The 23,119-nt window shown below is 70.6% G+C and carries 20 protein-coding genes; 6 read left to right on the top strand and 14 right to left on the bottom strand.

Features of this window, described 5'->3' with window-relative positions:
• The first annotated feature begins 75 nt into the window (after positions 1-75).
• Positions 76-756 carry an alpha/beta hydrolase gene (locus OG883_RS03205; protein ID WP_323180919.1) on the top strand — a complete coding sequence of 227 codons (681 nt, stop codon included), beginning with the start codon at positions 76-78 and terminating at the stop codon, positions 754-756.
• Between the two features lie 418 nt (positions 757-1,174).
• Here the strand turns inward: OG883_RS03205 and OG883_RS03200 are convergent, their stop codons facing one another.
• Positions 1,175-2,128, bottom strand: coding sequence for a LysR family transcriptional regulator (locus tag OG883_RS03200; protein ID WP_266534650.1), 954 nt, complete (start codon positions 2,126-2,128; stop codon positions 1,175-1,177).
• Between the two features lie 62 nt (positions 2,129-2,190).
• On the opposite strand from OG883_RS03200, the gene OG883_RS03195 reads away from it, so the two are divergent.
• The 3 genes from OG883_RS03195 to OG883_RS03185 all read left to right on the top strand — a co-directional run bounded on the left by OG883_RS03195 (position 2,191) and on the right by OG883_RS03185 (position 5,506).
• Complete coding sequence (locus tag OG883_RS03195; protein WP_266534647.1) at positions 2,191-3,474, top strand: MFS transporter; 1,284 nt, start codon at positions 2,191-2,193, stop codon at positions 3,472-3,474.
• 227 nt (positions 3,475-3,701) lie between these two features.
• Entirely contained in the window at positions 3,702-4,370 is a 669-nt protein-coding gene (locus tag OG883_RS03190) for a L,D-transpeptidase (RefSeq protein ID WP_266541192.1), read from the top strand.
• Positions 4,371-4,507: 137 nt separating this feature from the next.
• Entirely contained in the window at positions 4,508-5,506 is a 999-nt protein-coding gene (locus OG883_RS03185) for a sigma-70 family RNA polymerase sigma factor (RefSeq protein ID WP_266534644.1), read from the top strand.
• Here the strand turns inward: OG883_RS03185 and OG883_RS03180 are convergent.
• The 12 genes from OG883_RS03180 to OG883_RS03125 form a co-directional block, all read right to left on the bottom strand.
• The gene (locus tag OG883_RS03180; protein WP_266534642.1) at positions 5,421-5,861 is read right to left on the bottom strand and encodes an STAS domain-containing protein; all 441 of its coding nucleotides are present in this window, start codon (positions 5,859-5,861) and stop codon (positions 5,421-5,423) included. The genes OG883_RS03185 and OG883_RS03180 overlap by 86 nt on opposite strands.
• 100 nt (positions 5,862-5,961) lie before the next feature.
• The gene (locus tag OG883_RS03175) at positions 5,962-7,239 is read right to left on the bottom strand and encodes a thymidine phosphorylase (RefSeq protein ID WP_266534639.1); all 1,278 of its coding nucleotides are present in this window, start codon (positions 7,237-7,239) and stop codon (positions 5,962-5,964) included.
• Between the two features lie 136 nt (positions 7,240-7,375).
• Positions 7,376-7,768, bottom strand: coding sequence for a cytidine deaminase (locus tag OG883_RS03170; protein WP_266534636.1), 393 nt, complete (start codon positions 7,766-7,768; stop codon positions 7,376-7,378).
• Entirely contained in the window at positions 7,765-9,057 is a 1,293-nt protein-coding gene (locus tag OG883_RS03165) for an ABC transporter permease (protein WP_266534634.1), read from the bottom strand. The genes OG883_RS03170 and OG883_RS03165 overlap by 4 nt, the downstream gene beginning before the upstream one ends.
• Positions 9,054-10,166, bottom strand: a complete 1,113-nt coding sequence (locus OG883_RS03160) for an ABC transporter permease (protein WP_266534633.1) — start codon at positions 10,164-10,166, stop codon at positions 9,054-9,056. Before OG883_RS03160 ends, OG883_RS03165 begins: the two co-directional genes overlap by 4 nt.
• Complete coding sequence (locus tag OG883_RS03155) at positions 10,163-11,803, bottom strand: ABC transporter ATP-binding protein (RefSeq protein WP_323180918.1); 1,641 nt, start codon at positions 11,801-11,803, stop codon at positions 10,163-10,165. Before OG883_RS03155 ends, OG883_RS03160 begins: the two co-directional genes overlap by 4 nt.
• A gap of 181 nt (positions 11,804-11,984) precedes the next feature.
• Positions 11,985-13,022 (bottom strand): BMP family protein, encoded by a 1,038-nt coding sequence (locus OG883_RS03150; protein WP_266534630.1) that lies wholly within the window; start codon positions 13,020-13,022, stop codon positions 11,985-11,987.
• A 316-nt stretch (positions 13,023-13,338) separates the two neighbouring features.
• Positions 13,339-14,568, bottom strand: a complete 1,230-nt coding sequence (locus OG883_RS03145; RefSeq protein ID WP_266541188.1) for an amidohydrolase — start codon at positions 14,566-14,568, stop codon at positions 13,339-13,341.
• A gap of 211 nt (positions 14,569-14,779) precedes the next feature.
• A complete protein-coding gene (locus OG883_RS03140; protein ID WP_266534628.1) occupies positions 14,780-15,853 on the bottom strand; it encodes a hypothetical protein in 1,074 nt (357 codons plus the stop codon).
• A gap of 132 nt (positions 15,854-15,985) precedes the next feature.
• The gene (locus OG883_RS03135) at positions 15,986-16,909 is read right to left on the bottom strand and encodes an N-acetylneuraminate synthase family protein (RefSeq protein WP_266534626.1); all 924 of its coding nucleotides are present in this window, start codon (positions 16,907-16,909) and stop codon (positions 15,986-15,988) included.
• A gap of 13 nt (positions 16,910-16,922) precedes the next feature.
• Positions 16,923-18,224 carry an acylneuraminate cytidylyltransferase gene (locus OG883_RS03130; RefSeq protein WP_266534623.1) on the bottom strand — a complete coding sequence of 434 codons (1,302 nt, stop codon included), beginning with the start codon at positions 18,222-18,224 and terminating at the stop codon, positions 16,923-16,925.
• 50 nt (positions 18,225-18,274) lie between these two features.
• Positions 18,275-19,591 carry a DUF6716 putative glycosyltransferase gene (locus OG883_RS03125; RefSeq protein ID WP_266534621.1) on the bottom strand — a complete coding sequence of 439 codons (1,317 nt, stop codon included), beginning with the start codon at positions 19,589-19,591 and terminating at the stop codon, positions 18,275-18,277.
• A 187-nt stretch (positions 19,592-19,778) separates the two neighbouring features.
• On the opposite strand from OG883_RS03125, the gene OG883_RS03120 reads away from it, so the two are divergent.
• Both OG883_RS03120 and OG883_RS03115 read left to right on the top strand, forming a co-directional pair.
• Positions 19,779-20,762 (top strand): glycosyltransferase family 2 protein, encoded by a 984-nt coding sequence (locus tag OG883_RS03120; protein ID WP_266534618.1) that lies wholly within the window; start codon positions 19,779-19,781, stop codon positions 20,760-20,762.
• Complete coding sequence (locus tag OG883_RS03115) at positions 20,762-22,093, top strand: alpha-2,8-polysialyltransferase family protein (protein WP_266534615.1); 1,332 nt, start codon at positions 20,762-20,764, stop codon at positions 22,091-22,093. The genes OG883_RS03120 and OG883_RS03115 overlap by 1 nt, the downstream gene beginning before the upstream one ends.
• Before the next feature lie 313 nt (positions 22,094-22,406).
• Here the strand turns inward: OG883_RS03115 and OG883_RS03110 are convergent, their stop codons facing one another.
• The gene (locus OG883_RS03110) at positions 22,407-23,045 is read right to left on the bottom strand and encodes a TetR/AcrR family transcriptional regulator C-terminal domain-containing protein (protein ID WP_266534613.1); all 639 of its coding nucleotides are present in this window, start codon (positions 23,043-23,045) and stop codon (positions 22,407-22,409) included.
• Positions 23,046-23,119 lie beyond the last annotated feature (74 nt).

The following is a 23,119-nucleotide window of genomic DNA, read 5'->3' as shown; positions in this document are numbered from 1 at the left end:
CGGACCCTGCCGCACGCGCGGCTGCGCCGTGTGTCCGGCGGACGCGTCTCGGGGCTCGACTCCGCCGTCGGCGGGGTGGTGCTTCTGCTGCCGGACGGGGAGCCGGAGTCGGTACGCAGGCCCTCGCCACTGTCGTATGCGGCGACGCTGCCGCTGGGCCGTGCTCTGGCCCGGGCGGGACGCGCGGACGGGCTGGTCGTACATTCCGTCCGCTACCGCTGCCGCGGCTGGAACGGACCGGACGCGCATCTGGCGGCGGACGCGTCCTGGGCGGCGGAGGAGGTGGTACGACGCTACGGCGATGTCCCCGTCTGCCTGGCCGGCCATGGCATGGGCGGCCGCGCGGCACTGCACGCGGCGGGCCACCCGGCTGTCAACTCCGTACTGGCGATGGCCCCTTGGCTGCCCGAGGACGATGTGGCGGCCGCGCCGGAGCCGGTGAGGCAACTGGCCGGGCGGCAGGTACTGATCGTGCACGGCACGAATGACGCGCGTACGGATCCGGAGCTCTCGTACCGCTTGGCCGAGCGCGCCAAGAAGTCCAACCGCGACACCTGCCGCTTCGAGGTCCACTCGGACGGCCACGCGCTGCGCCAGCATCACGGCGAAGTCCTGGCACTGGCGGCGGACTTCGTGCTGGGCGCGGTCTTCACCCGCTCGTACGCGCGGCCGGTGGCGGACGCGCTGGCGGCCCCGCCGCCGTTGGGCCTGCGCATGCCACTGGCGGCGGGCTTCGGCCGCTCCCTGCGCCACTGAGGCCACCGCGGGGCCCGCCCGGCCCGGCGGCCGGACCTCGGACCGGGCGCGCAGCCCCGGTCGGCTCTCGCGCCGTGGAGCGCAACCTCCGCGTCCTGGCCGCGCGAAGCCGCGACTGAGGCAGGCACCCGGGGCCGACCGCCCCGGCGGCCGGGCACAGCCCCGGGGCCCGGGATTGCTGTGTTGCACCCCCGGCGCGGACGCACCCGACCTGCCCCGGACGCAGCGTCGGCCCGGCCGCAGACAGCGGGGCCGCCCACATCACCCCTGGGACCATGCAAAGCTGCGGCCCCGGCCCGCACGCACCGCCCCGGGCGGGTGCAGCCGCCCGCGCCCCGTCGTCGCGCCGAGCAGCGGCCGAGAGGGTGGGGGGGTCGTGCGCCCCCTGAAGGGCGGGCGGGTGGGAAAGAAGGTCCGGTCAGTCCGGCAGCAGGTGCCCCCGGCGGGAGAGCAGGAAGCGTTTGAACTCCGCCACCGGGGCCGTGTCCGGGTGGCCGTCGAGCCAGGCGACGCCGATTTCGCGTACCGCGCGCGGGGCCGTCACCGTCAGTTCGACGACTCCCGGGCGTGCCACCGCCGGGGGTGGCAGCAGGGCGACGCCCAGGCCCGCCGCGACCAGGCCGCGCAGGGTTTCCGCCTCCTCCCCCTCGAAGGCCACGCGCGGGGTGAATCCCGCCTCCGCGCACAGGTCGTCGGTGATGCGGCGCAGGCCGTAGCCGGGCTCCAGGGTGACGAACGCTTCGTCGGCCGCCTCGGCGAGGCGGATCCGCTTGCGGCCCGCCAGGCGATGGTCGTCCGGCACCACCAGGCGCAGCCGCTGCTCGTCGAGGCGCCGGGCGACCAGATCGGGGGCGTCCGGGACCGGTGAGGTCAGGCAGAGATCCAGGTCACCGGCGCGCAGGCGCTCGATCATCGCCTCGCCGTAGTTCTGCACGAGGGTGAAGCGGATACGCGGATGGTCCGCGCGGAAGGCCCGGATCAGCCCGGGCACCGTCTCGGAGCCCATGGTGTGCAGAAAGCCGAAGGCCACCTTGCCCGTCGTCGGGTCGGCGTCCGCCTGCACCGACTCCGCCGCCCGTTCCACCTCGGCGAGGGCCCGCTCCACGGAGGTCAGGAAGGTGCGGCCGGCCGGCGTCAGTGAGACCGTACGGCCCTTGCGGGCGAACAGGGACACCCCCAGGTCCTGTTCCAGCCGCACGATCGCCCGCGAGAGCGTGGACTGGGGTACGCCCAGCTCCTGCGCGGCGCGCGTCACATGCTCCTGGCGGGCCACCCCCGCGAAGTACGCAAGCCGCGGCGCGAGCAGCAGCGGGATGTCTTCTTCGTAACTGCTCGGTGACAGCCGAGGCTGTGAGCTGTGTTGATGCACCATGGGAACGATTATCGCGATTCCATGCATTGGACGCATGAAATGCGGCGGCCTACTTTTGAAACATGCCTTCCGCAAGTACCAAGGCGTCCACTCCCGTGGGCGCCGTCTCGCCGTCCTCCTCGCCCTCCCCCGCACTCCTCGCCCCCGGCCGCCCCGGCTACCGCCGGATGAGCTTCGCGCTCTTCGCCGCCGGAGTGGCCACCTTCGCCCTCCTCTACTCCACGCAGGCCCTGCTGCCCGCCGTCTCCGCCGAGTTCGGCGTGAGCGCGAGCGCCGCCAGCTGGACGGTCTCCGCAGCGACGGGCGCGCTGGCCCTGTGCGTACTGCCGCTGAGCGCGCTCTCCGAGCGCTTCGGGCGGCGCACCCTGATGACCGCCTCTCTCGTGGTCGCGGTCGTGCTCGGTCTCCTTGTGCCGTTCGCGCCGAGCCTGGAGTGGCTGGTGGCGCTGCGCGCCGTGCAGGGTGCGGCGCTGGCGGGTCTGCCGGCTTCGGCGATGGCATATCTCGCGGAGGAGGTCAGGCCCAAGGCACTGGTCGCCGCGATCGGTCTGTTCGTGGCGGGCAACAGCATCGGCGGTATGAGCGGCCGGATCGTCACCGGCTGGGTGGCGCAGCTCTGGGGCTGGCGCGCGGCGCTCGCCGCGGTCGGTCTGCTGGCCGTGGTGTGCGCGCTGGTCTTCCGCGCGATGCTCCCCAAGGCCCGTAACTTCACGCCGGGTTCGCTGAACCCGCGCGCCCTGGCGAAGACGGTCCGCGGCCACCTGGCCGACCCGCTGCTGCTGCGGCTGTACGCGATCGGCGCTCTGTTCATGACCGTATTCGGCGCGGTCTACACGGTGATCGGCTACCGACTGGTGGAGGCCCCCTTCAACCTCCCCCAGGGCGTCGTCGGTTCGATCTTCCTGGTCTATCTGGTCGGTACGGTTTCCTCCGCAGCGGCCGGCAAGCTGGTCAGCCGCATGGGCCGCCGCGGCGCGCTCTACCTGGCGGTCACCACCACCACCGCGGGCCTGCTGCTCTCGCTGGCGGACTCCCTGCCCGCCGTGCTGCTCGGCCTCGTCCTGATCACCGCGGGCTTCTTCGCGGGCCACGCCGTCGCCTCGTCCTCGGTGAGCCGTACGGCGACGACGGGCCGCGCCCAGGCCTCGGCGCTCTACCAGTCCGCGTACTACCTGGGCAGCAGCGTCGGCGGCACGCTCGGCGCGGTCGCCTTCCACTCCGGCGGCTGGGCGGGAACGGTCGTGCTGGGGCTGCTCGCGGTCCTCGGCGTCGTATCGATCACGCTGTACGGGACCCGGGTGGCACGGGCCGAGCACCGGCTGGTCCTGGCGACCGCCCGGCGCTGACCTTCCGCAGGGGGCCGGTACGGGACCGGTACCGGCCCGTACCGGGACTTCGTACTGAGATTCCGTAACGAATCAGTACAACTCCAGCACCCCGACACGCGTCAAACCGGCAGACTCATGACAACTGCACGGTGTGCGAAGGGGAGTTGGGGGCTGTGGCAGACACAGGCGGGACACGAGAGGTACACGGGACACGAGGGACACCAGTCATCCGCAGACGAGCCGGCATCGTGCTCGGGCTGACCGGCCTGGTGGTCCCGCTGACGGTGGTGCTGGGCAGCGCGCCTGCCCAGGCGGCGTCGTGCACGACATCGACGGGGCCGTACCAGAAGCAGGTGGAGAAGTTCCTGGGGCGCCCGGTGGACGGGAAGCAGTCGGCGGCCGACTGCAGGGCGACTCGGGCCTTCCAGGCCCAGCACGGGATCACGCCGACCATCGGGTACGCCGGGCCGCTCACCTGGCGCACCATGAACACCATGCTCGAGCAGAAGGCGGCGGGAAAGAGCCCGAACAAGGCGGGCAAGTGCCCGACGAACAAGGGCCGTATCGCCTGCGTCGACCTGACGCGGCAGCTGACGTGGATCCAGGACGGCACGAAGCTGAAGTACGGACCGGTGCCGGTGCGTACGGGGAAGAACGGCACCGAGACCCGCACGGGTGCCAAGAAGATCTACTGGCGCAGCATCAACCACTGGTCGACGCTCTACCACGTGCGGATGCCGTACTCCCAGTTCTTCGACGGCGGCCAGGCCTTCCACTCCACCACGAAGTCGATGTACAACCCGCCCGGGTCCGGGGGCTGCGTCAACATGCGCTCCACCGACGCGAAGGCATACTGGAACCTGCTGAAGAACGGCGACGACGTGTATGTGTACGGGCGCAAGCCCGGGACGTGACACCGCCGCCACACATCATCTCCACGGTGCCACGGGACGGCAGTGCGTACCTGCTTTTTCGCTCCTCGGGACTGATTGTCAGTGGGCTGCGGTAGCTTGCGAAGCGCTGGTGCCGATGGGCGACAGGGGTGGACCCGATGAGTGATCTGGCAACGACGCAGGACCTTGAGTCCAGGCTGGAGCAGCACCGCAGGGAGCTGACCGGCTACTGCTACCGCATGCTCGGTTCGTCCTTCGAGGCGGAGGACGCCGTCCAGGACACGATGGTGCGCGCCTGGCGGAACATCGAGAAGTTCGAGGGACGCTCCTCGCTGCGCTCGTGGCTGTACCGCATCGCGACGAACGTCTGTCTCGACATGCTGAACGCCGGCAACCGCCGGGCCCGGCCGATGGACCTCACGGCGGCCACGCCGGTGGCCCAGGCACAGCTCAACGCCCGTCCGGAGGTCACCTGGCTGGAGCCGGTGCCGGACGGGCGGGTGCTGCCGTCGGTTGCGGACCCGGCGGATACCGCGGTGGGACGCGAGACGATCCGTCTCGCATTCGTCGCCGCGCTCCAGCACCTGCCGCCCAAGCAGCGGGCGGTCCTCATCCTGCGCGAGGTGCTGGCGTGGAAGGCGAGCGAGGTGGCCGAGCTGCTGGACACCTCGGTCGCCTCGGTCAACAGCGCGCTGCAGCGTGCCCGGGCGACGCTCGCCGACTCCCAGCCCGCGGCGACCGACGCCGAGGACCCGCTCGACGAGGAGCAGAAGAAGCTCCTCGACCGCTATGTGGCGGCCTTCGAGGGATACGACATGCAGGCGCTGACCGCGCTGCTGCATGAGGACGCCACGCTCTCCATGCCCCCGTACGACCTGTGGCTGCAGGGCCACGACGACATCGTCGGCTGGATGCTCGGCGTCGGCTCGGTCTGCCGCGACTCGCGGCTGGTCCCGACCGTGGCCAACGGCACCCCGGCGTTCGCGCACTACCACCCGGCCGAGGACGGCAGCGGCTTCACGCCGTGGGCGCTCATGGTCATCGAGATCGCCGACGGCCGGATCTCCGGAATCAACTCGTTCCTGGACACGACGCGCTGGTTCCCGCTGTTCGATCTTCCGGCCCGGCTGAACAAGGAGGGCGAGGCGGAGGGGTAGGGGATGCCTTCCGGATCCTGCCGGGCTCCACAGGACGCCCCTGGGCGACCTCGCCGAGGCCGACCAGGTCCAGCAGTGCCCGGAGCTCGGGCCCGGCGTTCCGCAGCCGGATCGGGCACCCCAGCCGCCGGGCGGTGAGCCGCAGGCGCGCGACCGCGTTGACCGCGGCGAGATCGGCATGGGTGAGCGCACCGACATCACAGATCACTTCGGGGGCAGCGGCGTCGGGCACTCGCGCGCTCAACTCGTCGCACAGGCGCGGCACATCACCCGGGGTCACTCTCCCGGCGATGCGCACGACGATGGGCTGTGTGGTGTCCACACCTAAGAGACTGCCCCGGGGGCCACAACTCATCGCGCCGTCCGGTCTGCGGCTCGGGGCTCACGGTCCTGATCGCCGAACGGGACCGGTGCCGGTGCACCGATCCCGTTCACCCGAATGAGAAGACAGCAGGTCAGGCGATGCGCTCCAGCACGACCGGCATCGGCTCGTACGCCGTGCCTGCCGGGGCGATGTCGTACGCCGACGTCAGCGAGTCCAGCGCGTACGCGAACTTCTCCGGGGTGTCCGTGTGCAGGGTGAGCAGCGGCTGACCCGCCGTCACCGGCTCGCCCGGCTTGGCGTGGAGCTCGATGCCCGCGCCCGCCTGGACCGGGTCCTCCTTGCGGGCGCGGCCCGCGCCCAGGCGCCAGGCGGCGATGCCGATGTCGTACGCGTCGAGGCGGGTGAGGACGCCCGAGGAGGGGGCCGTCACCACGTGCTGCTCGCGGGCCACCGGAAGCGTGGCGTCGGGGTCGCCGCCCTGGGCCGCGATCATGCGCCGCCAGACGTCCATCGCCGAGCCGTCGGCCAGTGCCTTGGCCGGGTCCGCGTCCTTGATGCCGGCCGCGTCGAGCATCTCGCGGGCCAGCGACAGGGTCAGCTCGACGACATCGGCGGGGCCGCCGCCGGCCAGGACCTCGACGGACTCGCGGACCTCGAGGGCGTTGCCCGCGGTGAGGCCGAGGGGGGTGGACATGTCGGTCAGCAGGGCGACCGTCTTCACACCGTGGTCGGTGCCGAGTCCCACCATGGTGGAGGCGAGTTCGCGGGCGTCCTCGATGGTCTTCATAAAGGCGCCGGAGCCGACCTTGACATCCAGGACCAGCGAGCCCGTGCCCTCGGCGATCTTCTTGGACATGATCGACGACGCGATGAGCGGGATGGCCTCGACGGTGCCGGTGACATCGCGGAGCGCGTACAGCTTCTTGTCCGCCGGTGCGAGTCCGTCGCCCGCCGCGCAGATCACCGCGCCCGTGGAGTCCAGGACGTCCAGCATCTCGGCGTTGGAGAGCAGAGCCTTCCAGCCGGGGATGGACTCGAGCTTGTCGAGGGTGCCGCCGGTGTGACCCAGGCCCCGGCCGCTCAGCTGCGGGACGGCCGCGCCGCACGCGGCCACCAGCGGCGCGAGCGGCAGCGTGATCTTGTCGCCGACACCGCCCGTGGAGTGCTTGTCGGCGGTGGGGCGGGAGAGCGAGGAGAAGTCCATGCGCTCACCGCTGGCGATCATCGCGGCGGTCCAGCGGGCGATCTCCGTACGGTTCATACCGTTCAGCAGGATGGCCATCGCCAGCGCCGACATCTGCTCGTCGGCGACCTCACCGCGCGTATAGGCGTCGATGACCCAGTCGATCTGCTCGGGGCTCAGCTCGCCCCGGTCCCGCTTGGTGCGGATGACGGAAATGACGTCCATGGCCTTGGGATTCCTTCCGGCGGATGCGTACGCACGTCGTACCAGGTACCAACGCGACTCTACGCGCATAGAGAGAGGTGGTGAGAGGAGTGAGCGCAGCGGCCCTCCCGTCGGAACGGGAGGGCCGCTGCGCCGACTAGCCGAGGTGTTCCCGGCTGAATGCCTGCGGCAGCATCTCGGAGAGACCGAGAACCCCTTCCGGGGTCTCGAGGAGCAGCTCGGGGCCGCCGAATTCGAGCAGCAGCTGCCGGCACCTGCCGCACGGCACGAGGATGTCCCCCGCCCCGTCGACACAGGTGAAGTGGGTCAGCCGGCCCCCGCCCGTCGCCTGGAGCTGGGAGACGAGGCCGCACTCGGCGCACAGGCTGAGCCCGTACGACGCGTTCTCGACGTTGCAGCCGACCACGATGCGTCCGTCGTCGACCAGCGCGGCCACGCCGACCGGGAACTGCGAGTAGGGGGCGTAGGCATGCGTCATCGCCTCGCGTGCCCGCTCGCGCAGGGCGTCCCAGTCGACGGACGCCGTCACTTGCCCTGGCCCTTGCGGTAGCGCATACCGTCCGCCTTCGGCATCCGCAGCCGCTGCGCGGAGAGCGAGAGGACCAGCAGCGTCACGACGTACGGAGTGGCGGTGACGAACTCGGTCGGCACGGTGTCCGTGCTCAGGAACCACACCAGCACAGCGGCGGCGATGACCCCGCTGATCGCGGCCGTGAGGTAGCTCTTGCGGTAGAGCTTCCACAGCGCGAGACCCAGGAGCAGCACCGCGAGCAGCAGGAGCAGCGCGTGGACCGACTGGCCGCCGGCACGCAGCTGCAGCGCGTCCGCGAAGCCGAACAGGCCCGCGCCCATGGCGAGTCCGCCCGGCCGCCAGTTACCGAAGATCATCGCGGCGAGGCCGATGTAGCCGCGCCCGCCGGTCTGGCCCTCGTTGTAGATGTGCGAGGTGACCAGGGAGAGGAAGGCGCCGCCGAGGCCGGCCATACCGCCGGAGACGATCACCGCGATGTACTTGTACGTGTAGACGTTGACGCCCAGCGACTCCGAGGCGATGGGGTTCTCACCACAGGAGCGCAGCCGGAGACCGAACGCGGTCTTCCACAGCACGAAGTAGGTGCCGATGATGAGCAACGCGGCGATGATCGTCAGCAGCGACACATTGGTGACCAGGCCGCCGAGGATGCCCGCCAGGTCCGAGACGAAGAACCAGTGGTGTTTCTCGATGTCGGCCAGCCAGTCCGAGAGGCCGGGAACGGTCACCGAGGTGATGTCCTCGGCCGGCGGGGACTGCTTGGGGCTGCCGCCCTTCTCCGCCGCCTCACCGGTGTTGAACCACAGCTTGGCGAAGTAGGTGGTGACACCGACCGCCAGGATGTTGATCGCGATACCCGAGATGATGTGGTCGACGCCGAAGGTGACCGTGGCGACCGCGTGCAGCAGACCGCCGAACATGCCGCCCAGTACACCGGCGAGCACACCGATCCAGGGGTTGGTCTGCCAGCCGGCCCAGGCGCCGAAGAAGGTGCCCAGGATCATCATGCCTTCGAGACCGATGTTGACCACACCGGCCCGCTCGGCCCACAGACCGCCGAGACCGGCGAGACCGATCGGCACCGCCAGTGAGAGGGAGGCGCTGATCTGGCCGGCCCCGGTGAGGTCCTCGGCACCGGTGATGGCCCGTACCGCGGACAGCGCGAGCAGGGCGCCCGCGATGATCAGGAGGATGACGGGGAAGGAGAGGCGGGTGCGGCCGCCCTTGCCGCCGGCCACTTTCGGGGCCGCGGGCGGCGGCGGGGTGGAAGTCGCCGTGGCGCTCACGCCGACACCTCCTGCTGGTCGGAGTGACGGGCCTGGGCGGCGAGCTTCTCGCCGACCTGCCGCTGCTGGCGCTTGAGGCCGTAGCGGCGCACGACTTCGTACGCGATGACGACGCACAGGACGATCACGCCCTGGATGACGCCGACGATCTCCTTGTCGTAACCCTCGAACTCGAGCTGTCCGGCGCCACGCTCCAGGAAGGCCCAGAGCAGCGCGGACAGCGCGATGCCGATCGGGTGGTTACGGCCGAGGAGCGCGATCGCGATACCGGTGAAGCCGATACCGAGCGGGAAGTCACCGCTGTACTCGAAGGAGTCGTTGAGGAGGGTCGGCATACCGATCAGACCGGCCATGGCGCCGGAGATCAGCATGGACGTGACGACCATCTTCTTGACGTTGACGCCGCTGGCCTCGGCCGCGGAGCCGGACTGGCCGACCGTACGGAGGTCGAAGCCGAAGCGGGTGCGCGACAGGGTGAACCAGTACCAGATGCCCGCGGCGGCCGCGACCACGATGAAGCCCCAGACCGGGGTCGGCGTGGTCGGGAACTCGAAGAAGTGCGAGGACTCCGGGATCGGGTTCGTGGAGATCTTCGTACCGGCCTCGTCCAGGTGACCGAGGCGGTCGACCTGGAGCAGATAGCCGATGATCGCGGTGGCGATCGCGTTCAGCATGATGGTCGAGACGACCTCGCTGACACCGCGGGTGACCTTGAGGACACCGGCGATACCGGCCCACATGGCGCCGACGATCATCGCGGTGAGGATGATCAGCGGGATCTGCAGGGCACCGGGCAGGGTCAGTGCGCCACCGAGCGCGGCGGCGAAGAAGGCCGCCAGGCGGTACTGGCCGTCGACACCGATGTTGAACAGGTTCATCCGGAAGCCGACGGCCACCGCGAGACCCGCGAGGTAGTAGGTCGTTCCCTTGTTCAGGATGTAGACCTGGCTGTCCGACTTCGAGCCGTAGTCGAACATGATGCCGAAGGCGTTGAACGGCTCCTTGCCGGTGGCGGCCAGCACTGCGGCCGTCACCAGGAACGCGACAACGATCGCGAGTACAGGGGCCGCGAGCCCCAGGAGCAGCCGCTCCTTGTCGAACTTCTTCATCGGTCCTCTCCCCCGTCTGCGGGGTCGCTGTCGGCGTCACGGCCGGTGTCGCTGTCGCTGTCGCTGTCGGCGGCACCGTCGGCGTCACCGTTGGCCGGGGCCTCCAGATGGCCGGTGGCCGCGCCGGTCATGGCCGAGCCCAGCTCCTCCGGGGTGATGGTGGCGGGGTCGGCGTCCGCGACCAGGCGGCCGCGGTACATGACGCGCAGGCTGTCGGAGAGACCGATCAGCTCGTCGAGGTCGGCAGAGATCAGCAGCACCGCAAGCCCCTCGTGGCGCGCGGCGCGGATCTGGTCCCAGATCTGCGCCTGCGCACCGACGTCCACACCACGGGTCGGGTGGGCGGCGATCAGCAGCTTGGGGTTGTGGCTCATCTCGCGGCCGACGATCAGCTTCTGCTGGTTGCCGCCGGAGAGCGAAGCCGCGGTGACCTCGATGCCGGGGGTACGGACGTCGTACTCGCGCACGATCCGCTCGGTGTCCTTGCGGGCGGCCTTCAGGTCGAGGAGCGCGCCCTTGCTGTTGGGGCGCTCGGTGACATGGCCGAGGATCCGGTTCTCCCACAGGGGGGCTTCGAGCAGCAGTCCGTGCCGGTGGCGGTCCTCGGGGATGACGGCCATGCCGTCCTCACGGCGCTTGCGCGTCGGGGTGTGCGAGATGTCGTCGCCGTCCAGAAAGAGCGCGCCGGTGTCCGGGCTGCGCATGCCCATGATGGCCTCGACCAGTTCGGACTGGCCGTTGCCCTCGACACCGGCGATGCCCAGCACCTCACCCTTGTGAATGGTGAATTCGATGCCGTCGAGCACCGAGCGCACGACGCCGTCGGGGTCCGTGGCGGTCAGCCGCAGGCCCTCGACGGTCAGCATCGGCACATCGGTGACCGTCGACTCGCGGGTCTCCGGGGAGGGCAGCTCGCTGCCCACCATCAGCTCGGCGAGCTGCTTGGTGGTGACGGTCTTCGGGTCGGCGCTGCCCACCGTCGTACCGCGGCGGATCACCGTGATCTCGTCGGCGACCGACAGCACCTCGCCCAGCTTGTGCGAGATGAAGATGACGGTCAGGCCCTCGGCCTTGAGCTCGCGCAGGTTGTCGAAGAGTGCGTCGACCTCCTGCGGGACGAGTACGGCGGTCGGCTCGTCGAGGATCAGGGTGCGGGCACCGCGGTAGAGGACCTTGAGGATCTCCACGCGCTGCCGGTCGGCGACACCGAGGTCCTCGACGTGGACGTCGGGCCGGACGTTGAGGCCGTACGCGTCGGAGATCTCCTTGATCTTCGCGCGGGCCCGGTCGCCGATGCCGTACAGCTTCTCCGAGCCGAGAACGACGTTCTCGAGGACGGTGAGGTAGTCGGCGAGCATGAAGTGCTGGTGCACCATGCCGATCCCGCGGGCGATGGCATCGCCGGGGTTGTGGAACGAGACCTGCTCGCCATCCACCGCGATGGTGCCCTCGTCCGGCTTCTGCATGCCGTAAAGGATCTTCATCAGAGTGGACTTGCCGGCACCGTTCTCACCCACGAGGGCGTGGACGGTGCCGCGGCGCACGGTGATGTCGATGTCGTGGTTGGCCACGACTCCGGGGAATCGCTTGGTGATGCCGCGGAGCTCTACGGCATGGGGACTGCTGGACGCTTTGATGGCGCACTCTCCTAGGCAGGAGCGGAGGGAGCGGGGGCGGTGGTGGCGAAAATTACCGCGTTCGGAACAGCGCTACGCGCGTAGCGTCGCCAAATTGTTCAACTGCCGGAGGCAGTACGTGATTCGGGGCCCGCGGGGAGCGGCGGAAGCCGCAACCCACGGGCCCCGGTCATCGGGACGATCAGGTGGTGGTCTTCACCTTGATGGTGCCGTCGACGATCTTCTTCTTGGCCTCGTCGATCTTGGCCTGGATGTCCTTGAGGTGGTCACCCGTGGTGGTGAGGCTGACGCCGTCCTCGGCCAGCGAGTAGCTGTGCGTGCCGGTCAGCGGCTTGCCGTCCTTGACGGACTTGGACAGCTCGTAGACGCCGGTGTCGACGTTCTTCACCACGGAGGTCAGGATCGAGGCGGCGTACTTCGACAGGGCCGGGTCCTTGGCCTGGTCGGAGTCGACGCCGATCGCCCAGGCGCCCTGCTTGGCAGCCACGGCCTCGATCGCACCGGCACCGGAACCGCCCGCCGCCGAGTAGATGACGTCGATGCCCTTGTCGAGCATGCCCTTGGCGGCGGCCTTGCCCTTGTCCGGGCTGCCGAAGCCGGAGAGGTCGGATCCGGTGGTCAGGTACTGGATCTGGACCGAGGCCTTCGGGTTGGTCTCCAGGACGCCCTGCTCGAAGCCCGCAGCGAACTTCTTGATGAGCGGGAGGTCGACGCCGCCGATGAAGCCGACCTTGCCGTCCTTGGACTTGAGCGCGGCCGCAACACCGGCGAGGTACGAGCCCTGCTCCTCGGTGAAGATGATGCTGTCGACGTTCTTGGCCTCGGAAACCGAGTCGACCAGGCCGAAGTTGACCTTCGGGTACTTGCCGGCGACCTTGTCGACCGCGTCCTTGTACGCGAAGCCCACGGCGATGACGGGGTTGTAGCCGCCGTCGGCGAGCGAGGCGAGACGGGTCTCACGGTCGGCCGGCGTCTCGCCGGACTTGGCGGTGAGCTCCTTGGTCTCGGCCTTGAGGTCGTCCTTGGCCTTGTCGAGACCGCGGGCCGCGGAGTCGTTGAAGGAGTTGTCGCCACGGCCACCGACGTCGTAGGCCATGCCGATCTTGAGCTTGCCCTCGGAGCTTGCGGACTCGGAGGACGACTCGCCACACGCGGTGGCGGTGAAAGCGAGGGCCGCGGTGGCAATACACGCGGCTGTGATCTTGGATACCCGGCGCAAGAGGAGGGGTCCCTTCAAGACTGACCGAAAGCGCCTCTTCTGGCGCTGGTTTTGCCGCGATCGTAACGCGCGTAGATGTCAGTTAAAGACCCGTTCATCAGTCGTTACCGGATCGAGGCGTTCGCTCACCTGACTGCAACCATTGCGCCACTGAGCGGAAACCCGGCGCATTCGATCCCCGCCCTCCAGTGGGCCCCATCACAGTGACGTCAAGATCAAAAACACGCCACGAGGTCACCCGAATCGACCAACCGGACAACCACATAGGGGGAAGGAGGAGGTGGTCCGCCGGTGCGGTCCACCGGGGCGGCGTCGCTCAGTGCACCCGCCCGCCGTCGAGCAGGGCGGCCGCGGTGAACAGCTCCACACCGACCTCGATCGCGCGTTCGTCGGCGTCGAAGTCGCCGCGGTGCAGGTCGCATCGCGTCGCCTCACCCGGCGTACGGACGCCGAGCCGGGCCATCGCCCCCGGGACGTGCTCCAGGTACCAGGAGAAGTCCTCGCCGCCGAGGCTCTGCTCGGTGTCCTCGATCGCCTGCGGTCCGCGGCGCGCGGCCTGCGCGTCGCGCAGCAGCTCGGTCACGGCCGGGTCGTTGACCACCGGCGGGACCCCGCGGATGTAGTTGATCTGCGACTTGGCCCGGTGGAGCGTGGCGATCTCGTCGATCGCGGCGTGCACCAGGTCCGGGGCCGCGCGCCAGCCGGCCAGGTCGAGGCAGCGGACGGTGCCGGAGAGCTCGGCGTGCTGCGGGATGACATTGCAGGCGTGGCCCGCCTCGATGCGGCCCCAGGTGATGGCGAGGCCGGAGCGCGCGTCCACGCGGCGGGCGAGCAGTGCCGGGACCTCGGTGATGACCTTCGCGGCCGCGGTGACCAGATCGGTGGTCAGATGCGGGCGGGCGGTGTGGCCGCCGGGGCCGTCGAGGGTGACCTCGAGCCGGTCGCAGGCGGAGGTGATGGCGCCGGCCCGCAGCCCGATCATTCCGGCGTCGACCCGCGGGTCGCAGTGCACCGCGATGATCTTGCCCACGCCCTCCAGCACCCCGGACTCGATCGCGTCGGGCGCGCCTCCGGGCAGCACCTCCTCGGCGGGCTGGAAGATCAGCCGGACCGGCTGCGGCAGCAGGCCCTGCCGGTCGAGCTCGGCGAGCACCAGACCGGCACCGAGGACCGTGGTGGTGTGCACGTCGTGCCCGCAGGCGTGCGCCCGGCCGGGGACGGTGGAGCGGTAGGGGACCCCGGTCTTGGTGTCGGGGATGGGGAGCGCGTCGATGTCGGCGCGGATCGCGAAGAGGGGACGTACGCCGTCCCAGCTGCCGATGTCGCAGATGAGTCCGGTGCCGACGGAGAGCACCCGGGGGCTCAGCCCCGCCCGCTCGAGGCGGGCCTTGAGCGCGGCGGTCGTACGGAACTCCTGATTACCGAGCTCGGGGTGCATGTGCAAGTCCCGGCGGAAGGCGATCAGTTCGGCACGCAGACCGTCGGACAGCGTGCCGGGCAGTACGTCTTTGCCGGGCAGGTCGGCTTCTTCGGACTCGCGGGACATCAACTGGTTCACCCGTTGAAGAGTAGGCCCCTGGGTGGGCCAACTAACGTGCGATCAACAAAACTTCAGCCTCATAGGGGAAAGAAAGCTGGCCGCACGGCGCATAGCTGTTAGTTGTAGTGGGTAAGCTCACGCAGCTTCGGGCTTGAGTTGATCTTCTCCTTGCGGTCCGGTGCGGCCCGGGCCGTGGATCCAGCCTAGCCCGGCCCGCTCACACGGGCGCGGGCAGATGCTGGACGTCGCGGGCCGTGCCGGTCACCCCCGCCAGGAAGCCCTGGGCGCGCGGGGACGCGGTGTCCCTGAGCCACTCCGGGGCTATGTCGCAGACCGCGACCCTGATCCCCGTGCCGGCGAGGGCGAGCGGGAGAGTGTGGACCACCGTGGAGGGAAAGCTGAGGACCGTACGCCCGATCGGGCCACGGCGGGCGATCAGCTCCAGCGGCAGATCCGGGCGGACGATCTCCAGGCCGGTCACTGCCGCGAGCCGGTGAAGCTTGTCCGCGCTCTCGCGGCGGTGTGCGAAGTAGCGGGTGGCGCCGTGCGTACGGGCCAGGTACGCGACCGCCTCCAGATACTGCTCCGGGTCGACGACCCCCGTCTCCACCAGCGACGTACCGACGAGATCCGCGCCCCGGGTGATCGTCGGCGGGCCGAAGCGGGAGCGGGTCCAGGCGAAGTCGTTGGCGGTGACCGTTATGCCCGGCGGCGCTTCCACCGGCATCGAGGTGAAGACCTCGACATGGCGGGCCCGCGACGGGGTGAGCCGGCGGCGGGCCAGGAAGGTGACCGGCGCGAGCACCAGCTCACGCAGGCCGCGGCGGCCGCGCCGGTGCCAGCGCACCAGCCTCTCGCCGCGCGCCAGCTGGGCGACGAACTCCATCGTCGCCGTGCCGTCGTCGACCACGGTCAGATCCCTGCTGCGGACCATGGTCAGCAGGAGCTGTACGTAACGGGAGAACGGGTCCCCGATGACGATGCGCTCGGCCCGGTGCAGCATCGGGCCCAGCTCGCGCATCGTCCGCAGGGGCGCGCCCGCCCCGCCGCGCGCCTCCTGCCAGCGGACCGTGAACCCCTCCTCGCGGGCCAGCTCCGCCATCCGGCGCAGCTGGCCCCGCGACATGGGGTCGGTGGGCGACAGAACGACCACGGTGAGGTCGTTCGCCCGGGCCGGCACGGAGCCGGCCGGCTGGGCCGGGAGGCCGGGCAGCGGCGCTCCCGACCTGGCATGGGCCCACTCCAGGACGTTCAGGAGCTGGACCGGACTCTCGACGAAAGCGAGGTTCACTGTGATTCACCCCAAGATGCCGGGTCGGCCAGCCCGCTGGCCTGCTTGTGGGACCGGGGGCCCGAGGGCCCGCCGTGGAGCGGCTGCGGGGGCACGCGGCCCTCGGACAGACGCCTCACCGCGGAAAGCCCGTCAGACCGCGGCCGGCTCAAGGTCGCCGGCCTCCGCGACGACGCCCGCGACGCGGCGCAGCTTCTTCATCGGGGCGAGCTCGGAGTCGTAGACCTTCTTGACGCCGTCGCCGAGCGCGGCCTCGATGGTGCGGATGTCACGGACCAGGCGGGTGAGGCCCTGCGGCTCGACGGAGGCGGCCTGGTCGGAGCCCCACATGGCGCGGTCGAGGGTGATGTGGCGCTCGACGAAGGCGGCGCCGAGGGCGACCGCGGCCAGGGTGGTCTGCAGACCGGTCTCGTGGCCGCTGTAGCCGATCGGGACGTTCGGGAACTCCGCCTGGAGGGTGTTGATGACGCGCAGGTTGAGCTCCTCGGCCTTGGCCGGGTACGTCGAGGTGGCGTGGCAGAGCAGGATGTTGTCGCTGCCCAGCACCTCCACCGCGTGCCGGATCTGCTTCGGCGTCGACATACCGGTGGAGAGGATCACCGTCTTGCCGGTGGCGCGCAGCGAGCGCAGCAGCTCGTCGTCGGTGAGCGAGGCGGAGGCCACCTTGTGGGCGGGGACGTCGAACTTCTCCAGGAAGGCGACGGCCTCGGTGTCCCACGGGGAGGCGAACCAGTCGATCCCGCGCTTCTTGCAGTGCTCGTCGATCGCGCGGTAGTCGGTCTCGTCGAACTCGACGCGGTGACGGTAGTCGATGTACGTCATCCGGCCCCAGGGGGTGTCGCGCTCGATGTCCCACTGGTCGCGCGGGGTGCAGATCTCCGGGGTGCGCTTCTGGAACTTGACCGCGTCGCAGCCGGAGTCGGCGGCGGCGTCGATGAGCGCGAAGGCGTTGTCCAGGTCGCCGTTGTGGTTGATGCCGATCTCGCCGGTGACGTAGACGGGGTGACCGGGGCCCGCGGTCTTGTTGCCGAGGGTGCGCAGACGGGACGTGCTCATGGGGGGTGGTTCCTTACTTCTCGGGGGAAAGGGGGGTGGTTTCAGGGGTGGTTTCGAGCGGGGTGTTGAGCGTCGGGCCGAGGAGCCAGGCGGCGATCTCGCGGATCGCCCCCTCGCCGCCGGGTGTGGCAGTGACGGCACGCGCGGCGGCACGTACGGATCCGTGCGCACTCGCGACGGCCACGGGCCAGCCGACGAGGTGGAAGCACGGGAGGTCGTTGACGTCGTTGCCGACGTAGAGCACCCGCTCCGGCGCGATTCCGCGCTCCTCGCACCACTGCTTCAGTGCGAGGTCCTTGCGGTCGATGCCGTGCAGAACGGGGATCTTGAGCTTCCTGGCGCGGGCGGCGACGACCGGGTTCTGCTCGGTGGAGAGGATGAGCAGCTCCAGGCCGGCCTTGCGCAGATGGGCGATACCGAGGCCGTCGCCGCGGTGGACGGCGACGATCTCGCGTCCGTCCGCGTCGATGAGGACCCGGTCGTCGGTCTGGGTGCCGTCGAAGTCGATGACGACCGCGTCGATGTCCTCGCGGGCGGGGAGCGCGGCGGCGTCCAGCAGGGGCGCGAGCGCGCGGGCCCGGTCCAGGTCGTGCGGGTCGTCGATCTCGAGGACGCGCGCCGGGTCGGTGCGTACGAGCGCGGTGCGGCCGAAGAACCGGTGCCCGGCCTCCCGGAAGCCGGTGGCGGACATCGCGTACGCGGCCCCGGTCTCCAGGAAGTCCTGCGGCCGGTCCTGGCGGCGCGGCCGGAAGGACGCGTCGTGGTTGACGCCGTAGCCCGAGCCGGTCGTGGTGGCAGGGTCGGCGAGGACCGCCGTGGAGCCGCCGACGTGCCGGGCGGCGTGGGCGGCCGTCTCGCCGACCGGGCTGTCGCCGTCCTCCTCGCGCCAGACGAAGCCGTGGAAGGGGGCGACGGTCACGGCGCTGTCCGCGCCGCCCTCGATGACGGCGGACGCGACGCCCTCGATGTCCTCGCGGGCCAGGAAGGGGCTGGTGCACTGGACGAGCAGGACCACGTCCACCGGCGAGCCGTGCTCGGCCTCGTGCGCGTCCATGGCGTGCAGCACGGCCGCCTCGCTGGTGGCGGTGTCGCCGGCGATCGCCGCCGGGCGCAGCACCACGTCGGCGCCGGCGGTCCGGGCCGCCGCGGCGATGTCCGCAGCGTCCGTGGAGACCACGACATGGGTGACGAGCGGGGCGCCGAGGCACTCGCGCACGGCGCGCGCGACCAGCGGCACGCCGCCCACGGCGGCGAGGTTCTTGGCCGGTACGCCCTTGGAGCCGCCCCGGGCTGGGATCACGGCGAGTACGGTCATCTGCGCTCCTGAGGACGGGAGTGGAGGGGAGGCGGCGGGCCGGGCGGGGGTCACAGCTCGCCCATCCGGCGGATCACCGGGGCGACGCGCTGGACGCCATGGCGGTACGCGCCGCGCGCCGCCTCCCGGACCGCGTCGCGCACCACGCGCCGGATGCCGGTGATCTCGGCCTTCGGGGTCACGCCCTGGAGGGGGGTGCCGTCGGGGGCGAGGTGGTGGCGGGCGAGGAGCGCGGGGAGATAGCCGGGCGCGGTGGACGGGGTGTAGTAGGGCGCGAGCGCCGGAAGCACCGGCTGTTCGAGCAGCTCGGTGACGCGCTTGCGGGCCGCGTCGAATGCCGTGTCGTACGAACCGTCGGCGGCGACGCCCTGCCGGGCCAGCCACTCGGGGTCGGGGGCGGGGCGGTGACCGCCGTCCAGCTGGTCCCACGAGGTCAGCAGCCCCGAGCCGAGGAAGTGGTGGTTGCCGAGCGCCTCGCGCACACCGAGGTCGCAGAGGACCGCGGTGGGGATGCGCCGGTGCAGGGACTCCAGGGCTGCCGTCGAGGACACGGTGACCAGCAGGTCGGTGCGGTCGAGGACCTCGCCCATGTGGCCGTACACCAGCTTGAAGTTGGGCGGCAGTCCGCCCGGCAGCCTGTCGGCGAGCTTCTGGTACGGGAGTTCTTCGAGGTGCGTGGTGTGCTCGCCCGGCTTGGAGCGCAGCTTCAGCAGCACCTCGCGGCCCGGGTGCAGACGGGCGTGCTCGACCAGGCGCCGCAGCAGATAGGTGCGATCGGCGCGGGTCTCGGGCACGGAGGGCTGGGCGGCGAAGACGACGGTGTCGCGGTCGTCCCTCGCCTCGTACGGAGTGCCGCCGAGGAAGGGCAGCGCGGCCTCGGTGACGGACGAGGCGTCGGCGCCCACTCCCTCGTACACCGCGCGGAAGCGGTCCGCGTCGTGGCGGGAATTGGCGAGAACGACGTCCGCGCCGTGCCGCAGCAGCAGTCCGTCGGCGAGCTTCTCGTAGACGACGCCGACATAGCCGGTGACGACGACGGGCCGGCGGGACGGGCCCAGCGCGGCGAGTCCGTGCAGCACGGCCTGGACCGCGCCGCCCACGAGGGCGAGCACGACCACGTCGTACTGCTCGTCCTTCATCGCCCGCAGGAACTCGTTCCCGGTGACCTCGCGCAGATCGTCGGCACTCACACCCACCTCGGCGAGCTGGCGGGCCGTGGGAGTGGCCCGGCCGCGCAGCAGAAAGCCGCTCAGCTCTACGGAGGGGTGGGGGGTGATACGGCGCGCGGTGAGCGCACCCCATTTCCACCGGGTGTCGGAGTCGGCGAGTACGGCGATCCGTACGGCCTTGCTGGTACTTGTTGGCACGTCGAGGACGTTAGAAAGCCATTCCGATTCACGGCCCAACGCGACCACAACAACGGGTTAACAGAGCATCTACGGATGGGGATAAGGCCCCGGAATGAACCTGGTTAACAAAGTCGACGCCCTGCGTTCACCTTCCATCCCTCCCGGCTTCAATACGAATGCCGGGCCGCGCCCTAGCCTCTCGTAGGTGGTTAAGCTCTCCGTCATCGTGCCGTTCTACAACGTGCAGACATACGCCCCCGACACCCTCAGAAGCCTCCGCGCGAACGCCCGTGAGGACTTCGAGTTCCTGCTCGTCGACGATTGTTCGACGGACGGGACCCCTGAGATCCTCGAGCGCGCGGAGCGTGAGATTCCGGGGGCTCGCCTGCTCAGACATGAGCAGAACGGCGGGCTCGCCACCGCACGCAACACCGGTCTGGACGCCGCGAGCGGGGAGTATCTGACCTTCCTCGACGGCGACGACTGGCTGGCTCCCGGCCACTACGAGCGGCTGCTGGCGGCCATCGAGGATCTGGGCTGCGACTTCGTCCGCACCGACCATGTGCAGTGCACGGCCCGGGCGCGCAGTGTCCACCGCGTGCCGGTCGGCCGGCGCGGCGAGGTGCTGCGGCCGCGCGACGCGATCCTGCCCGCGGACCGGTCGACCGGCGTCGACTATCCGTACGCCTGGGCCGGGATGTACCACCGGCGGCTCGCCGACCGCGGACTGCTGCACTTCACGCACGGGCTGCGCACCGCCGAGGACCGGCCGTGGATCTGGCGCCTGCACCGCGAGGCCGAATCGTTCGCCGCGATCAGCCAGTTGGGGATCTTCTACCGGCGAGGAGTCGCCTCGTCCCTCACCCAGATCGGAGACATCCGGCAGCTCGATTTCATCCGGGCATTCGACCAGGTGCTCGAAGAAACGGCAAAGGATCCGGATTCCGGTCGGCTGCTGCCGAAGGCCGTACGTACATACTGTGCCGTTATTTCCCACCACCTGGGATCAGTGGAGAGGTTCGAACCTTCCGTGGCGCGGAAATTGCGTTCGATGAGCGCCGCGGCGCTGAAGCGGATGCCCCAGGACGTACTGAAGGAGGCGCTCGACTCGATGGACATCGAGCGCGCGTCACGGCTGCGCAAGCTGCGCCGCCGGCTCGCCCCCCTCTCCGCGGAGGCAGCGGCCTGATGCGTACGACACAGATCTTCTTCGCCGGCTCCCTCTACGGAGCCACCACGCTGGCCGCCGCGATCGACAGCGGCTGCTTCACGCCCGCGGACCGGCGGCTGCTGCTCGTGTCCAACAACGCGACGACGCCCGAGACCACGCCCGCACTCGACGAGATGGCGGGCTTCGAGCGGCTGCGCGGCCGGTTCGACGGGGTGCTCTCCTGGAACGAGGCCATCTCCCCTTTCCATCCGGGCGGCTGGGCCCCGCGCGGGGACGACGCCCCGATGTGGGAGCGGTATCTGCGGCTGCTGTGGGACCTCGGTGACGACCGGATCGAGCTGGCCGTCGAGTCCATCCAGGTCAATCCGGCACTCGCCATCGCACAGCTCTTCCCGGACGCGACGCTCGATGTGTACGCCGACGGGCTGATGAGCTACGGACCCACCCGCAACAAGATCGACCCGCTGGTCGGCGAGAGGGTGCGGCGACTGTTCCATCTGGACCTGGTCCCGGGACTGAAGCCGCTGCTCCTCGAGGAGTTCGGGGCGGAGCCGCGGATCGTTCCCACTGAGGCCTTCGTCAAGGTCGTCGACGAGCTGTCCGACGCGGTGGCGGACGCGGTGGCGGACGCGGTGCCGTCCGTCAAGGAGGGTCCGGCGCTGCTGCTCGGCCAGTACCTCGCGGCGCTCGGCATCCTCACGCCCGAGGAGGAAGAGGCCCTCCATCTCCGCATGCTCCGGGGAGCCGTCGCCCTCGGCCACCGCCGGATCGTCTTCAAACCGCACCCCACCGCCCCCGCGTCCTGGTCGCGCGCCCTGCAGCGCGAGGCGGAGTCGCTGGACGCCGAACTGACGGTCCTGGACATGCCGCTGCTCGCCGAGGTGCTCTACCGGCAGCTGCGCCCGGCCCTGGTGGCCGGCTGTTTCTCGACGGCGCTGTTCACGGCGAGCACGTTCTACGGCATCCCTGTGGCCCGTATCGGCACGGAGCCGCTCCTGGACCGCCTCACGCCGTACCAGAACAGCAACCGCGTGCCGCTGACCATCGTCGACGCTCTGCTGCCCGATCTCGCGGAGGGCGGGGCGGGCACGCCCAAGGAGGCCGACGAGACGGTGACCGGCCTGCTGAGCGCGGTCGGCTTCGCGATGCAGCCGCAGATCAGGCCGGATCTGCGGCCGGCGGCCGAGAGCTATCTGAGCCGTAGCCTCCACTCCGCCACATTGCGCTACTTCAAGCGCCGGCGGCTGACGGTGCTGGGGCTGCCGGGTGGTGTTCCGGTGCCGCGGGGTGCGGCCGTACGCCGGGTGGTGCGGCGGGCACGGCGGCTGAAGCGGGTGGCGCTGGGCTGAAGCGGGTGGCGCTGAGCTGAGGCGGGTGCACCGGGCCGGGGCTCTCGCCCGGGCGCCGGGGGCTCCTGCCGGGTCCGCCTGAGGCACTACTGGGTGGCGAGGACACCAGGGCTCCTCCCGGAGCGCCGGCTGAGACACCGGGGGCGAGAGCGCCGAGGCTCCTGCCGGGTCCGGCTGAGACGCACGCCGGGGGCTCTCCTGCCGGGGCGTCGGTCGAGGGAGTCGGGCCCGAGCCTCTTGCCGAGGCTTCGGCCCCGGCCGCCCCGCGCCGCAATGCGCCGGTGGGGCTGGAGACCGGGCGTACGGCCCCGGGCTACCGCAGCACCTGGCCGATGCCCGCCACCAGCGCCGCGAGCCCGGCCTCGAAGCCCGCGTCGTGGCCCCGGAAGATCTCCTCCCCCGCGGTTGCCGCGAGAGGGTACTCCGCGAGGCGCTCGGCTCGGGCCGCCAGGTCGTACCCTTCCCCGCCGGTGGCCGGGTCGGGCCCCATCGCCTGTTCCTCGATCACGTATCCGAGCGTGTAGCTGTACGCGGTGAACCAGGCGCGGGCCGCCGCCGCCGGGGTGAAGCCCGCCTCGGTGAGCATGCGCAGATGAGCCTCCATCGGACCGGCATAGCTGGTGTCGGTGAAGCGGGTGCCGCTGTAGACCTTGGCGCCGTCGCGGTAGCGCAGCAGATGGTCACGCAGCCCCCGCATGGCCGCGGCGAGCCCCTCCCGCCAGTCGGCGGCCGGTCCCCGCTCCTGGGTGTCCGCCGCCATCCGGCGGAGCATCTCGGTCGCCATCTCGTCGAGCAGCGCCTGCTTGTCCTTGAAGTGCCAGTAGAGGGCAGGGGCTTTGACGTCGAGCTCCCTGGCGATGGCGCGCAGGGTCAGCCCTTCGAGGCCCACTTCGTTGAGCAGGCGCAGGGCGGTTCGCGCCACTCGGGTCCGGTCGAGTCGTTCCGTAGCCACGGTGCCAACCTAGCCCCCGTTACTTTCTTCGTGGCCCTGAAACGGGGCTCCTGGCCTCCGGGCCCGGCATGACT

It is taken from the genome of Streptomyces sp. NBC_01142 (genome assembly GCF_026341125.1).
Classification (GTDB): domain Bacteria; phylum Actinomycetota; class Actinomycetes; order Streptomycetales; family Streptomycetaceae; genus Streptomyces.
This window is presented reverse-complemented; position numbering and strand designations above follow the sequence as displayed.

Coding starts and splice junctions, on each gene's coding strand:
- OG883_RS03200 (WP_266534650.1), bottom strand. CDS start 2,128: ATGGTGCATCAACACAGCTCACAGCCTCGGCTGTCACCGAGCAGTTAC.
- OG883_RS03195 (WP_266534647.1), top strand. CDS start 2,191: ATGCCTTCCGCAAGTACCAAGGCGTCCACTCCCGTGGGCGCCGTCTCG.
- OG883_RS03185 (WP_266534644.1), top strand. CDS start 4,508: ATGAGTGATCTGGCAACGACGCAGGACCTTGAGTCCAGGCTGGAGCAG.
- OG883_RS03180 (WP_266534642.1), bottom strand. CDS start 5,861: ATGAGTTGTGGCCCCCGGGGCAGTCTCTTAGGTGTGGACACCACACAG.
- OG883_RS03175 (WP_266534639.1), bottom strand. CDS start 7,239: ATGGACGTCATTTCCGTCATCCGCACCAAGCGGGACCGGGGCGAGCTG.
- OG883_RS03160 (WP_266534633.1), bottom strand. CDS start 10,166: ATGAAGAAGTTCGACAAGGAGCGGCTGCTCCTGGGGCTCGCGGCCCCT.
- OG883_RS03145 (WP_266541188.1), bottom strand. CDS start 14,568: ATGTCCCGCGAGTCCGAAGAAGCCGACCTGCCCGGCAAAGACGTACTG.
- OG883_RS03135 (WP_266534626.1), bottom strand. CDS start 16,909: ATGAGCACGTCCCGTCTGCGCACCCTCGGCAACAAGACCGCGGGCCCC.
- OG883_RS03130 (WP_266534623.1), bottom strand. CDS start 18,224: ATGACCGTACTCGCCGTGATCCCAGCCCGGGGCGGCTCCAAGGGCGTA.
- OG883_RS03115 (WP_266534615.1), top strand. CDS start 20,762: ATGCGTACGACACAGATCTTCTTCGCCGGCTCCCTCTACGGAGCCACC.